Here is a 13,867-nt window from a genome sequence, read left to right on the forward strand (position 1 = left end):
AAGAAAAATGACCTTTGGCCGTCGGGCGTCATCCTGGGTTACGCCAACTTTATCACCAACATGCCGATGAGCAACAATACCAGACCAGCCCAACCGCGGCTGCTCAAGCGCTGATTAAACATTATCCAGCCGGCGGCGATGGTCGCGGCGATGCCAAACCCCCCCCAAAGCGCATAGGCGACGGAAAGATCGATGCCTTTGACAGCCTGTGACAGGGCGCTGAAAGCGCCGAGTACCGCCAAGAGCGAGAGCAGGCCCAGCCACAATTTACGAAAACCGTCCGACATTTTGAGCAAAATGTTGGCCAAAATTTCCAATACCACCGCCGACGCTAGGAAACCGGAGTGATAGAGATCAAACTGTTGCATGATGGCGCTCCTTCTGCCGCGCTTTCAGACCGCTATCGCCCTGCGCTTTACGGGTGCCGGATTTCAGCATCACAATGCCGATGACTAAAATGGCCAGCCCCGCCAGCTTGGTCAACGAAAAGGGCTCATCGAACCACATCACGCTGAACAGAGTAATAAACAGAATACCGATGCCTTCCCACAGCGCATAGGCGACCCCCAACGCTACCCGTTTAATCGCCAGCGATAACAGGATGTAGGAGGCGGTGATCATAATGTACATCACAATATGACCGGTTATTTGGCCGTTGACGGTGGCATATTTCATCGACAGCGTGCCGATAACTTCGGCCGTTATGGCGAGTGCTAAAAAGATCCAGTAAATCATGGTAATTCTCCCGACGGATAACACGCATGTCGGGGCATTTATGCCGGGGGATGTGCGGCCAGAGGGCCAGTCACGGATTGCTGCCGGCGGGGATTAAGCTGCCCCAAACGCATCATTAACACGGATCCTGGCGACGGCAGGCGTCAAGCCAAGGCTGTCAGGTCCGGTATTGGAAGAAACTACGCTACAGCTCGCCGCACCAGTGCTGCTCACTGGCAGCGGTAGCCAAAATGAAATACCGGTAAGAAGAACAATTGAGGGTAAGACTTTTAGTAAACATCATGGTTATTTTCAGTTATTAGCTGAAGTCCTTGTAATATTCCGAAAATCCTCGTAAAAATAAAATTATCATCTATGGATATTTTTACCATATGGGCAGATAAAAGGCAAAGCGGGAAATTTCAGGATTTGTAAAGCGCGGGTATGAAGCGGGGGTCGCCCCTGATGTGGCACGGCGTGGCGGGTTATAGCCCATGGCGGAAAAAAGTGCTGAACTTGGGCTTATACCTGCTGGGGCAGAAGTGTTTCGACAATGGCGTGCCATAGCGCGATACCTGGGCCGATAAGCGCATCGTTAAAATCGTAGCTGGCGTTGTGCAGGGGACGGGAGGGCGTTGCGCCATCGACGGCGGAATGTCGCTGTGCACGTGCTCGGCGCCCAGGGTATTGATGGCAATCGTGCGCACTTTTTCCGCCTCTAACGCGTGATTGCACTTGACCGGATAACCGACGCTGAACGTCACCTAGCCGCAACGCCGAAGGACGGCGGCAGGGAGGCCACCAGATCGCTAATCAGCGTTTTGACCCGGTTACGCACCGGCTGTTGCAGGCAACGGAATGTGCCGCGCAACACCGCATGGTCGGGGATTACATTCAGCGCTACACCGCCGTTAATCTGGGTGACGCTCAATACTGCCGAATGCATCGGCGAGATATGGCGCGCGGTGATAGTTTGCAGTGCCAGCAACAGATGGGCGGCGGCAATAAGCGGATCGTTGCCCATTTCGGGCATGGCGGCATGGCAACTTCTGCCGGTCAATGTAATCTCAAACGTATCCAGCGACTCCATCATGGCGCCGTGATTAACACCGACATGGCCCGCCGGCAGTCCCGGCTAGTTATGTAATCCGTATATCCCCTGCATGGGAAAGCGGCGGAACAGGCCGTCATCAATCATGGCGTGGGCACCGGCCAAATTTTCCTCCGCCGGCTGGAAAATAAAATACAGGGTGCCGCTAAACCGGCGGGTTCGGCAAAGAGCGCTGCCACACATGGCCAGGTCAGCGGCTGCCCCGCGGGGGATTTACCCAGACTATGCTATTTGCGTGAATAGGGTATATTTTTTGTCATTGACTCTTACCTCAATTGAAAATAGGTCACCGGGCGTGGTATCCACCATCGTTAGCCAAATATCATCCTCGATAAACGAATAAAAGGCTTTTCCCTGATTGACTTCAGATAAATATTGGCCATTTCTTATGAGAATATATTTCAATTCTGTATAATGTTCTGGGAAGAAAGATACCTGTATGTTATTGCTTTTCAGGGTGACATCCTGTATGGATTGCTGCAAAAAAATCATTTCCGCTTTATCAATTTCGCGCAAAAGAGTATTGTCTTGTAAGTTATTACACACAACGACGATCCTCTGGTATAAGTCAGATAACGTAGGTTGGTCAATTTCCGGTTTGATGATCTTCCTGTCCTCATCGATGTAAAGTGCATCTATTTCAGCACTCAAATCAAGGATGGCACGGGGTTGTTCAAAGAGGGTATATTTTCCCATGCTCATTCTGACTTCGATGCAAATCGTTTCCAGGTCGGTATCCGCTGGCTTGGTAATGGACCATCGATTTGGCTGATACCATGAAGAGTAATAAGGTTTTAATTTATCTAATTCGGCGAGATACTTACCGTTGTATAAAATAACATATTTATAGTTTTCAATGCCGCCCATGTTAAATAACACATTTATTTTTGTATCTGTTACGTTGACGTGATCAATCGTCGGTATAAGAAATAGCCTCTGCGCGTCATGGTATGCTAAAAGTAAGTCATTAGTGTGCTGAAGTGAAATGATGCTTTTATAAAGATTATCAAGATCGGCTTGCGTGACCCAGCTTGCAATCGTTTTATCGTCCGCATAAAGACTTGTCAATCTTTTGGAAATAGTGATGTAATCGATGCTTCCTTGCCAGATGACATAGGCATCCTCATTGATCGCAAGGCATACCTCTACCAGATCATCGTTGGCCAAATCATAGGGTAGTGAGCAGACTACCCCAGTAGGGATCTCGGTGAGTTGACATTCAGTTGATTTGCCATTTTTGATCTCTGCGACGCGTTGGTGGTTGACTTTTATGATGTAATCGTTGTTTTTTATAAACATATTTTCAATGCTGAACATGATCTCGGTTGCAGAGAGAACAATGTGATTTACCGTTTTCTTAATATAATGCAGTTGTGGAAGGTATTTATCGTAAGGCAGCGGGAGCGTAATAGTATTATTATGGTCGTTCTCCCATATTTTTTTGGTTAACGGTGGTAATGTTCTTAATAAATCTCGGGTTTTCTTACTGGCCACAATTCCCCATTTATCAAAGTAATCAATCAGGTTGATATTGGCTATGTGCGAGCAAACGAGTATGAAAGTGTTTTTTCTTTCTTGTGAAGTCGTGGGCAACTCATCCATCACCCGATAGGCTTGGTGGACTTGTGGATAGAAAGCCTCGCCAAACGCCAATCGCAGTTGCCACAGCATGCCTAATTTAATAGGAAAATCTTGCGTATCATAATTTTTTTCCTACAGATTCAAAAATTTATGTATTTGGGGGTAGTAATTGTCGAGCCATGAAGCCCTGCCTAATAACTCCTCCTCTGCAGCCATAGAATAGAGGTTAACCGTCACTTCAGTCATACCGTTACCGTCGTTCCACTTGGTCGGGTGCTGTTGCATTTGATGGCCGGACTCGTGCCAAACCCCCCAGCTCGTTTGCGTCTTCAGTAAATTTTTTAATGCCGCCTCTCCATGAAAGCCCATATAGCCATGGGTAGCAAACATGTAACCATGATCGGCTTCAATATAGAGCATTTTGTTAGGATCCAGGCCATAGTCATAGTGGCCGTTGGCTTGCAAACCTGATATCGTTTCTTGCGCCTGCAGGAAACGTTCAACATTTTGCATGAGGCTATCGGGATCCGAAAGAAATTTGACGGCACTGTTGTAATAAACCACGATATCCGCCCGTTTGCTGGAAAGCGGAATGATCGGCGCTTTGGGGTATTTGTCCATTTCGGCAAAGAACGTCTCATTGCTACTGACTCCCAGACTAAATGAAGGTATGCGCATTAGTTCAGAATCTAACGTTATCTCGACTGCACAACCGGCATTTTTATTAATAAAGGATAATAAGCCATCATGGGCAGCGGTAAAGGTGTTTTCACCTCTGGCGAGAGGGGTCACAGTGGTATTGTGCATATTAGGAATGCCTATTTGAGCGAATACTAATTTATTGGTGTCCCCCCGCACCGTGAGTGTGATTTTATTCCCTTTTTGCGCATAAAACCCTGTCGGCCGCAGTTCGCTATGGCGTAATGAACGTCTTTGCAGATCGCAAAAAGTGCTGGCGGAACCATTACCATGAACCGTAAATATTTCCATTATTTATCCTTACTCGTTATGTGTTAGTTTGTTGATGACTGAATCTGAGAATTAAAATAAATCGCCAGCATAATATAATGAGCTGGGTTCTTGGCGTGAATGCCATAATGACGTGTAAGGCAAAGATAAACAGAATAGTGAAAGCAGCCAGCATGGCGGCCAACCGGCAGGAACCACAGAGGCAGCGGCAGCATTAGCGCGGGTCGTAGTGAGACGCGCTAATGACGCCGCGCGCTTTGTTCCCTGGGCGGCTGTGCATGGCGGGTTGGGAGACAGTCGGGCGAAACCGTTGAGTGTTTAGCGGCGCTGAGGCTCAACGGCGGTAGCAATTAATGGCGCTCGAAAGCATGGTACAGGGTGGGCGCCTTGGCGCCGGTTGCGGCCACCAAATCATGCATTGATGTCGCCTCAAAGCCGTGTTGCCAGAATAAACGCAGAGCCACGTCCAGTGCGGCATCGGCATCAAAGTGTTTCGGCCTGCCGCGTCCGCGAGGGGCGGTAGTGGCCGTGTTGCTGCTCATGGTCTCCTCTCTGGATTTATGACATTCAACTATATAATTAGTGATCATATAAAAAAATAAAACCCCCTTTACGCCACAATGTTAACCCGGTCGCTTGTCGGGGTGGCCGCTCGAAAAATAAAAATTAATAATCATTAATAAAATTCTTGATCGACGTGATGAACGGGTCTAGTATTTAGTTATCGAACGTTAACTAAAGCGTTTGCTCCCCATTTCAGCGACCAGAGAAGAGAGAATTTTATGAAAAATGTTACCTTCTCCATTGCCGCTATGCTGCTCAGCACTCTGTCCTTTGCCGGTTTTGCTGCGCAAGAGGTTCAGCAAGCCCCGGCGGATTAGCATAAAGTCGGTGTAGTGTCAGCCACGGTGAATAACAGCAACCTGTCGCAGTTGCAGTCAGAACTGGCCGCGCAGGCTGATGCCAGCGGCGCCAAGTCTTACCAGATTACTTCCGCCTCGGGCGAGAACAATCTGCATGGTACCGCCGTCATTTATCAATAATGAAATCGTCAGACGGCGATTTCCTGATGCCTGAATGCATAATCGGCCCAGGTGGCAACAATAGCTCCGGGGCCGTTTTTTTATTGCCGCTGGCAACGGTGATGAGTACTCGGGGTAACGCCGGCTTGTTCCCCCGGTACCCTTCGGGCGCCGGCGATGATGACTATACTTTCAGCCAGTAACGAAACGGTTTAGACCCAAGGGGCAACGTGCGTTTTTTGCTGGGCCTGGTGTTATTGGTGGTGCTTTTAGCGGGAGCATATCCCTGGATTGATAAATATTTACCGCCGGGTTATCACCCGTTTTCGCCGTTGTCGGTAGACGATCCGCCCACCTGGATCGCGGTATTAATGCGTGCTCAGGCGGCAGGACGCATCGCCTTTCGCGAGCAGCCTTCGAGCACTGGAGCGTGTCCGCTCGACAACCCGGTACGGGCCGGTGGTGTTGAGCGCGAGTTTTCTGGCCAGTTGTCCGCTGGCGTTCAGCAGTGCCATGTTTGTTGGACAAGCGGCTGCGCCTCAGGCGCAAACGTTATTGGGAAAGCGTCTGGTGCGCATTGACCATGTCGGCAGCTTTGCCTGCCGCAATATTTATCACCGTGCCGAAGGACGGCGCAGCGAGCACGCCAGCGCGGAGGCACTAGATGTGACCGCTTTTCGATTCAGCGATGGCAGTCGTTTGACTATCGGCGCCGATTATCGCGCTAACAACGCCGGTGGCGATTATGTGCGCAGCCTTTTCAGCGCCAGTTGCGCCTATTATGGCAATGCGCTTGGGCCGGACTATAACGCCACCCACTCCAGTCATTTTCATTTAGGCATGCGCGGTTTCGGTCTGTGTCGCTAATCGTCAGGGTTTACAGGTTACTCAAGGGCTAGCCGGTACCGCCGCCGTTGGTCCGAAGCAAATCGGTTCCGACGCGGGCGCGCCGGTAACAATCACAACGCGGGGAATTCCCGCAGGTTAGGAAGAAAAGACTATGGCCCGTCGAACGCCTATTGAGCGCTACCGTAACATCGGTATCAGTGCCCACATTGACGCCGAAGCTATATGTGATGCAGCATCCAGACCCAACATGCGTTTTGTAAAGCCGAAAACAGAGACCCAACAAGCTTTATGTACACTACACCGAGTACGTGACAATCTGGTTACCGAACGCGTTAAGGTCACTAACCAAATGCATGCTTTCGTTCATGAATTCGGCATCTGCTTACCTAAAGGAATTGCCGTAGTAAAGAGATTAGCGGAGTTATTAAACGATAACCAGTTTCCCTGCTATTTAATTTCAGCACTAAAACGTCTTCATGAACATTATAAATATTTACATCAACAGATTAGCGAAATTGATAAAGAAATTGAAATAGCGTTAGCTGCTGATGAAAATGGTTTAAGATTGCTATCTATTCCTGCGATCGGACCAATTACAGCAAGTCTCTTAACTCCAGAACTTAGTGATGGAAAACAATTTACTAAAGGGCGAGAATTCTCAGCATCGGTTGGATTAGTTCCAAGACAACAATGAGGCCATCCCGGCCGATCTGCAGCCGTTGGCTGAAACCTGGCATAACCGGCTGGTGGAAGCCGCCGCCGAGGCCAACGAGGCGCTGCTGGAGAAATATCTCAACGGCGAGCCCCTGAGTGAGTCGGAGCTGAAAGCGGCGCTGCGTCAGCGTATTGTCGCAAATGAGATCGTGCCGATGCTGTGCGGTAGCGCGTTCAAAAATAAAGGCGTGCAGGTGCTGCTGGATGCGGTCGTGGATTATCTCCCGTCGCCGGTAGACGTGCGGGCGATAAGCGGCCATGACGAAGCGGTGCGACACGCCAGAGACAGAGAGCCTTTCTCTGCGCTGGCGTTCAAAATCATGACCGATCCCTTTGTCGGGCAATTGATTTTCTTTCGGGTCTATTCCGGCGTTTGCCAGACCGGGGATACCCTCTACAACCCGGTAAAAGGCAAGAAGGAACGTCTCGGCCGGCTGCTGCAAATGCATGCCAACGAACGCAAGGATATCAAAGAGGTGCGCGCCGGGGATATCGTCGCCACCGTGGGGATGAAGGACATGACTACCGGCGATACGCTAAGCGATCCGGCGCAGCCTATCATACTTGAGCGTATGGTGTTCCCTGAGCCGGTTATCTCCCAGGCTATCGAGCCGAAAACCAAAGGTGACCAGGAGAAAATGGGTATCGCCCTTAGCCGTTTGATGCAGGAAGATCCGTCGTTTCGCGTGCGTACCGACGAGGAGTCCGTTCAAACGATTATTTCGGGAATGGGCGAGCTGCATCTGGAAATTCTGATGGATCGCCTGCGCCGGGAATTCAATGTCGAGGTGTCGGTAGGAAAACCCCAGGTGGCCTATCGGGAAACCATTACGCAAGCTGTCGAGTTGGTGGAAGGCAAATTTGTCAAACAGTCCGGCGGCCGGGGACAATCTGGGCATGTGGTGTTGAATTTGACCCCGCAGCCTGCCGGTCAGGGATATGCCTTTGTCGATGACATCAAGGGCGGCGTGGTGCCGCGAGAGTATATCCCGGCTGTGGATAAAGGGATCCAGGACACCCTGACTACAGGCGTCCTCAGCGGTTACCCGGTGGTGGATGTCAAAGTGGCGCTGGTATTTGGTTCCTACCATGAGGTGGATTCCAATGAAAATGCGTTCCGTATGGCGGCATCAATGGCCTTCAAAGAGGGCATGCGCCGGGCGGCGCCCGTGCCCCGTGCTGCTTGAGCCGATGATGGCGGTGGAAGTTGAAACGCCGGAGGAGTTTATGGGCAATGTGATGGGGGATCTCTCATCCCGGCGCGGTATGGTGCAGGGAATGGAGGATATCGCCGGCAGTAAGCTGATACGCGCCGAGGTGCCGCTGGCCGAGATATTCGGTTATTCCACCGTGCGGCGCTCGATGTCGCAGGGGTGGGCCGACCTATACGATGGAGTTTAAGCATTATGCCGCGGCGCCGCGGCAAATTGCCAAAGCTGGCTGGCTTCCAGGCGGCGGCACAACGCCGGTGTCAGGGGATTTGCGTGAGGGGGAGCGCGCCGCGCGGGCCTTACATTACGAAGAACCTAGCCGTCCGGGCCGTGAAGGGTTATTGTCACGGCCCGGCATTACGGCCTAAAACGTACCCGCCCGATCGTCGCGGGAGTCAGATAAAGTCATCATCGTCGTTGCTAAAATCATCATCACCGAAATCGTTATAGTCTGTGTTGCCCGGATCACTGTTTTGATCGAAAAAATGACTGTTGGAAACGTTATTGAAATTATCCAGATTATCGGCGTTGAAATCCTGATTTAGCAGGGGATCGCTGCCGCCAGTAAGCGATGCGGCAGGATCGTCAATGATATTGACTATCTCTTGCGGCGCGGACTGATGGAACATATTGGTGAGCATATTACCCAGCACAACGCCGCCGGCAACGCCCGCGGCCGTTTGCAGCGCGCCGGAAAGAAACCCTCCGCCGCGCGGGGAGTTATACGGCTGTGCATAACCGCTATAACCTACCGCTTGCTGCTGCGAGGGTTGATTGCCCCATGGCAACGCCGACGGTTGCTGACGCTCCGTGCAGAATAACCCGCTGAGAAAGCCGCCGCCCGCCGGGCGCTGCTGTGCTGTCGCCTTCAACTGCGCCACTTCGTTTTGCAATTGCTGGACTTGCTGATTCAGCCGGTTCAGCGCGGCTTCCTGAACCAACATAGACTGGGCCATGTAATAGGGGGCCGCCGGTTGTTGCTGAACAAAACTTTGAATCTGCCGGTCCGCCTCGACATCGCGAGGGCCTGCGTTTTGTTCCGCCTGCTTCAGACGTTGAAACAGGCCTTCGATAAGACGTTGTTCTTCAGATTGCATAAGTGATGTTCCCGTAAATGATGTGTAGGAAGGGCCATGAGGCCTATACTTAAATTTAGCCCCATCCTGCCGCAGCGGAAAGGCGCCCAGCGTAAAGGTTTATGGTTAATTGTTACCAGTTGGCACCCCCTTACGGGCATGACTGCCCTGTCCAATGCCGGTGAGGGGAGCAAAGTGCCTTTCTTTTTATGCTACTATTGCCGCCAGTGATCGCCCATTTTGCCGCTGGAGAGTTTTTTACTATGGTCGAATTCAGCCGCCCCATCCTGACGTTGCCCAACGGCGCCGACAAATTGCTGCTTCACTCGTGCTGCGCACCGTGCTCGGGGGAAGTGATGGAGGCCATCACCGCGTCGGGGATCGATTACACTATCTTCTTCTATAACCCCAATATCCACCCGCAGCGCGAGTATCTGATCCGCAAGGAAGAAAATATTCGTTTTGCTGAAAAGCATAAGGTGCCGTTTGTCGATGCGGATTACGACAGCGATAACTGGTTTGCCCGCGCTAAAGGTATGGAACAGGAACCTGAACGGGGCATACGCTGCACGATGTGTTTCGATATGCGTTTTGAACGCACCGCGCTTTTCGCCGCCGAAAATGGTTTTAGCGTCATTTCAAGCTCGCTAGGTATTTCCCGCTGGAAAAATATGCAGCAGATTAACGAGTGCGGCAGACGCGCCGCTGGCCATTATAACGGTATCACTTACTGGGAATATAACTGGCGCAAGCAGGGTGGTTCCGCCCGGATGATTGACATTAGTAAGCGTGAGCGCTTTTATCAGCAGGAATACTGCGGTTGTATTTATTCACTACGTGATACAAATAAACACCGTCGTTCGCAGGGTAGGGATATTATCCGTATCGGTACGCAATATTATGGCGACGAAGATTAATATTTCCTGATTTGTCCTCTCCGAACGGAGTAGGGAATAATTGCCTCACCGGGTTGCCGCGAACGCCCGGTGAGTTCGTCGGAGCCGCGGCGTGATAGCTCCGCCTCCCGCAGCCCGCAAATCACCTCAGAACTTAATCCCTGTGCTGTTAATGACGCAGAGATGACCAGTGAGCGTGTGGCGTAATGCGTCCTGCGCTCGTATCACTTTAATGTTAAAAATGTTATTTTTTTCAGGCTATATTGACAGGGTGTGATAATAACTGTTTAAATTGCGCTATGCCGCGACAGCGATTATTGACGGCGGTGCCGTCCGCACTGCCGGCATCATGTCATTCATGCCGAAAATAAAGCATCTCATTCCCTCTCATTGACAACTCATTCCCGTTTTGACGCGGCCTGCGCGCAATAGCTTTATAGTGCCTACATTATCCCATAGGGAAACAGATTCAATTTTGAATTGTTTATGCGAGGCAGAGCATGATGACGCTACTATCCCATTTTATTCGCTGGCTCACGCTGGCTGGCACCATTATCACCCGGTTTGCCCTGGGGTCGGTCTATACCTGGAGTTTGTTCAATGGCCCGCTGGCGCATAAATTGGGACATCCTATAAGTCAGGTGGCTTTCGCTTTCGGCTTGCTGAGTCTGGCGATGGCGGTGGCGTCAACCACCGCCGGGAAATTTCAGGAGCGCTTCGGTGTCCGTAAGGTGACAATGGGCGCCGGCCTGTTGCTGGGCGTCGTCCTTTGTCTGACCGGCTGGTCCAGCTCGGTCATCATGCTCTGGCTATGCGCCGGTATTTTGGTCGGGCTGGTGGACGGGATCGGCTATCTCTTGACGCTGTCCAATTGCGTGAAATGGTTTCCCGAACGCAAGGTGGTGATCTCTGCCTGCGCTATCGGCGCTTATGGCCTGGGGAGTCTGGGATTCAAATACATTAACAGTCAGTTACTGGCTCATTTCAGCCTGGAATCGACATTTGGATTATGGAGCGCCATTGCGCTGCTGCTGATGGTGAGCGGTGCGGTGATGATGAGAGACGCGCCGCACCAAGAAGCACGTCAGCATCGCGCAGCCCGTGATTACACGTTGGCCGAATCGCAGTATTGGTGTTGGCGCTAATGTTTGTTACCGCCTGCATGAGCGGGTTATATGTTATAGGCGTCGCCAAGGATATCGGCGAGAGCCTGGTCCATTTGACGACGGCGGTGGCGGCCAATGCGGTTATTGCCATTGCCAATCTCAGCGGCCGTCTGGTGTTGGGTGTTCTGTCCGATAAACTATCCCGGATTCGGGTCGTTTCGCTGGCCCAGGTCATCGCCATGGCGGGGATGGTTATGCTGTTATTTGTCCATCTTAACGGAACGCTGTTTTTTTATCTCACTGGCCTGTGTGGATTTCAGCTTCGGCGGCACTATCACGGTATACCCGTCGCTGGTGAGCAATTTCTTCGGGTTGAATAATCTGACCAAAAACTACAGCATTATTTATCTGGGTTTCGGTATTGGCAGCATCATCGGCTAACTCGTTGCATCTCTGTTTGGCGGATTTATGGTGACCTTCCAACTCATCGCGGTTTTGTTGGTTATCGCATTGATAATCTCGCTGACGCTGCGCCAGCCGGGAGATGACGGCAAGCACAGCTACCGTTTGGGGCATGCACACGGCGAGTAAAGACCTCCCACGGCAATTGGAGACCTGCCCGGCAAATAGCCGATATCTGTTCCCCCACTTCGTACAAAAGCCCGCCACGCCGCGGGCTTTTGGCGTTAAGGCAAACTGGCGTTAAGGCCCGGTTCCAGCTCCAGATCCAATTTCAGGTCCAGGGCCAAGTCCAAATATAAGTCCAGGTTCAGCTCCAGGTCAACGTTGATGTCTGTGTTTGGGAATGGCGCTGGGTCTACGTGGGCGTCTTAGTCCAGGGTTAAGTCTGGATACGGGGCCAGAGCCAGGTCTCAATCCGGGGTTACGTCTGAATGTGGTTCCAGGGTCAAATCGGAATGTGGGGTTTAGTCGCAGCCGGAAGCGGCGCTTTACGCCAAAGTAATTTATGATTTTGCTGCTAGGCTTACTGATAGTGCCTTAAAGAGTAGGGTATTTATAAATACAGAAAGAGGCAACCGTGGCCTATGAGCAAGTCATGTCGTTATCATCGCTGGCGCAGATGACACCGAGCAAAGTCACCGTCGGAGAAACTGATATTGTAGTGATCCGTCGAGGTGAAGATGTTTACGTCCTGGAAGCCACCTGCCCGCATTCCGGTGCACAGCTGGAAAAAGGCGCGCTCTGCGATGATAAGCTGGTGTGCCCCTGGCATAAATCGGTTTTCGCCAAGGGCGAAAACCGTGCAGGGGAACTACTGGAACCGCCCTCACTGCGGGCATTAAAACGCTACCCGGTAAAAGTGGATCATGATGCCGTATGGATCGATCCACAGCCGTTGGACGAGGCGAACCCGCTACAGGCGGCGGATAAGCAGCCTGTGTGGTACTGGGCGCCGGCGGCAGCGCGGCAGTCAAAGCGCTGCGGGAAGAGGGATTTACCGGCAGGCTGGTGGTGGTAGAGAGGGAAAAACAGGCGCCCTACGATCGTACTGCGCTATCAAAATTTGTCCCGCAAGGCGACATGGATATCAACGAGGTGCCTTCTCTGCTGCCGGAAGACTATTATCAGCAACAACGGATAGAGCGCATTAACGGCAATGTGGAAGCATTGGACAGCAAACGCCATAGCTTGCGGGTGGACGACGGTAAAACCCTGTCCTATTATCGTCTGCTGTTGGCCACCGGAGCCACGCCGCAGCGGCCGGATCTGCCCGGTAAGGCGCTGCACGGCGTGCAGGTATTGCGTAGCTTAGAGCAAGCTGCAACGCTGATTGACACCGTGGAACGCCAGCACCGGCTGGTGATCATCGGCAACAGTTTTATCGGCATGGAGGTGGCGGCGTCGTTTCGTAAACAAGAGGTTGCGGTGACCATCATTTCTCCCCACCCCTTACCCTTTGAAAAACAATTCGGCACCGAGTTAGGCACCTTTTTCCACCGCCGCCACCAGGAAAAAGGCGTCGCTTTTGTCGACGGCGAACCGGCCGCTTTTGAAGGGGAAAAACGCGTTAGCACGGTGACGTTGAAGGACGGCCGCTGTATCGAAGCGACGCTGGTCTTGCTGGCAACCAGTGTGGCGCCGGCGACGCGGTTTATCCACGATCTACCGCTGAATGACGACGGTAGACGAGACGATGAAGGTGACCGAGGACATCTATGCCATTGGCGATATCGCAACATTTCCGCTAAATTGCAAGGCGACCCGCATCGAGCACTGGCGCGTCGCGCAACAGCACGGGCGTATCGCCGCCGCCGCGATGATGGACAAGCCACAATCCTATGATTCTGTGCTCTTTTTCTGGACGCAGCATTATGGCGTCCGCTATGAATATCTTGGCCATGCCGCCAAATGGGATCAGCAGGAAATCATCGGCTCGCCGGATGAGGACAAGTTTGTCTCTTTGTATGGCCTTGAAGGCAACCTGGTGGCGGTCGTGGCGGTCGGGCGTATGCGCCCCACCGGCGTACTTTTGTTGATAATGGACGCAAAACTCGGTTTTCGCGAGGCGCAGCGTATCGTCGCCGAGACCCGCGAACCGGATAGTTAATCGCCTGACGCCGCCGTCACCACGGGTCCGGCGCCCGTCACGGCGCCGA

General features: G+C 52.0%; 9 protein-coding genes and 7 pseudogenes. 9 read left to right on the forward strand and 7 right to left on the reverse strand.

Going from position 1 to position 13,867, the window contains the following annotated elements; genetic code table 11:
* Positions 1-38: 38 nt before the first annotated feature.
* From mdtI to SGP1_RS05475, 6 genes and pseudogenes are all read right to left on the reverse strand, one after another.
* Positions 39-368, reverse strand: coding sequence for a multidrug/spermidine efflux SMR transporter subunit MdtI (gene mdtI, locus SGP1_RS05450; RefSeq protein ID WP_011410382.1), 330 nt, complete (start codon positions 366-368; stop codon positions 39-41).
* Positions 355-735 (reverse strand): multidrug/spermidine efflux SMR transporter subunit MdtJ, encoded by a 381-nt coding sequence (mdtJ, locus tag SGP1_RS05455; protein ID WP_011410383.1) that lies wholly within the window; start codon positions 733-735, stop codon positions 355-357. The genes mdtI and mdtJ overlap by 14 nt, the downstream gene beginning before the upstream one ends.
* A gap of 739 nt (positions 736-1,474) precedes the next feature.
* Positions 1,475-1,807: a peptidase dimerization domain-containing protein gene (locus SGP1_RS36130; RefSeq protein WP_050747428.1), complete on the reverse strand. Its 333-nt coding sequence runs from the start codon at positions 1,805-1,807 to the stop codon at positions 1,475-1,477.
* 42 nt (positions 1,808-1,849) lie between these two features.
* A complete protein-coding gene (locus SGP1_RS36135; protein ID WP_424141139.1) occupies positions 1,850-2,008 on the reverse strand; it encodes a M20/M25/M40 family metallo-hydrolase in 159 nt (52 codons plus the stop codon).
* A gap of 39 nt (positions 2,009-2,047) precedes the next feature.
* Positions 2,048-4,396 (reverse strand): annotated as a pseudogene (locus tag SGP1_RS32765) (M60 family metallopeptidase).
* Positions 4,397-4,737: 341 nt separating this feature from the next.
* Positions 4,738-4,917: pseudogene (locus tag SGP1_RS05475) on the reverse strand (helix-turn-helix domain-containing protein); the annotation flags it as partial.
* A gap of 240 nt (positions 4,918-5,157) precedes the next feature.
* Here SGP1_RS05475 and bhsA point away from each other — a divergent pair.
* The 4 pseudogenes from bhsA to fusA form a co-directional block, all read left to right on the forward strand.
* Positions 5,158-5,418, forward strand: a pseudogene (gene bhsA / locus SGP1_RS05480) (multiple stress resistance protein BhsA).
* Positions 5,419-5,627: 209 nt separating this feature from the next.
* A pseudogene (locus tag SGP1_RS05490) lies at positions 5,628-6,264 on the forward strand (extensin family protein).
* 187 nt (positions 6,265-6,451) lie between these two features.
* Positions 6,452-6,934 (forward strand): annotated as a pseudogene (locus tag SGP1_RS26685) (IS110 family transposase); the annotation flags it as partial.
* A 4-nt stretch (positions 6,935-6,938) separates the two neighbouring features.
* Positions 6,939-8,398: pseudogene (gene fusA / locus SGP1_RS05495) on the forward strand (elongation factor G); the annotation flags it as partial.
* Between the two features lie 168 nt (positions 8,399-8,566).
* On the opposite strand, the gene SGP1_RS05500 reads toward fusA, so the two are convergent.
* Positions 8,567-9,268, reverse strand: a complete 702-nt coding sequence (locus SGP1_RS05500) for a DUF2076 domain-containing protein (protein WP_011410384.1) — start codon at positions 9,266-9,268, stop codon at positions 8,567-8,569.
* A 242-nt stretch (positions 9,269-9,510) separates the two neighbouring features.
* Between SGP1_RS05500 and SGP1_RS05505 the strand changes: the two genes are divergently transcribed.
* The 5 genes and pseudogenes from SGP1_RS05505 to SGP1_RS29180 all read left to right on the forward strand — a co-directional run bounded on the left by SGP1_RS05505 (position 9,511) and on the right by SGP1_RS29180 (position 13,818).
* Positions 9,511-10,164 (forward strand): epoxyqueuosine reductase QueH, encoded by a 654-nt coding sequence (locus SGP1_RS05505; RefSeq protein ID WP_011410385.1) that lies wholly within the window; start codon positions 9,511-9,513, stop codon positions 10,162-10,164.
* A 479-nt stretch (positions 10,165-10,643) separates the two neighbouring features.
* A pseudogene (locus tag SGP1_RS05510) lies at positions 10,644-11,840 on the forward strand (MFS transporter).
* A 448-nt stretch (positions 11,841-12,288) separates the two neighbouring features.
* Positions 12,289-12,729: a Rieske (2Fe-2S) protein gene (locus SGP1_RS29170; protein ID WP_050747429.1), complete on the forward strand. Its 441-nt coding sequence runs from the start codon at positions 12,289-12,291 to the stop codon at positions 12,727-12,729.
* Positions 12,651-13,553, forward strand: a complete 903-nt coding sequence (locus SGP1_RS29175; protein WP_148203376.1) for an NAD(P)/FAD-dependent oxidoreductase — start codon at positions 12,651-12,653, stop codon at positions 13,551-13,553. The genes SGP1_RS29170 and SGP1_RS29175 overlap by 79 nt, the downstream gene beginning before the upstream one ends.
* A complete protein-coding gene (locus tag SGP1_RS29180; protein ID WP_148203377.1) occupies positions 13,528-13,818 on the forward strand; it encodes an oxidoreductase C-terminal domain-containing protein in 291 nt (96 codons plus the stop codon). The genes SGP1_RS29175 and SGP1_RS29180 overlap by 26 nt, the downstream gene beginning before the upstream one ends.
* The last annotated feature ends 49 nt before the right edge of the window (positions 13,819-13,867 follow it).

The organism is Sodalis glossinidius str. 'morsitans', from assembly GCF_000010085.1.
Classification (GTDB): Bacteria; Pseudomonadota; Gammaproteobacteria; order Enterobacterales; family Enterobacteriaceae; genus Sodalis; species Sodalis glossinidius.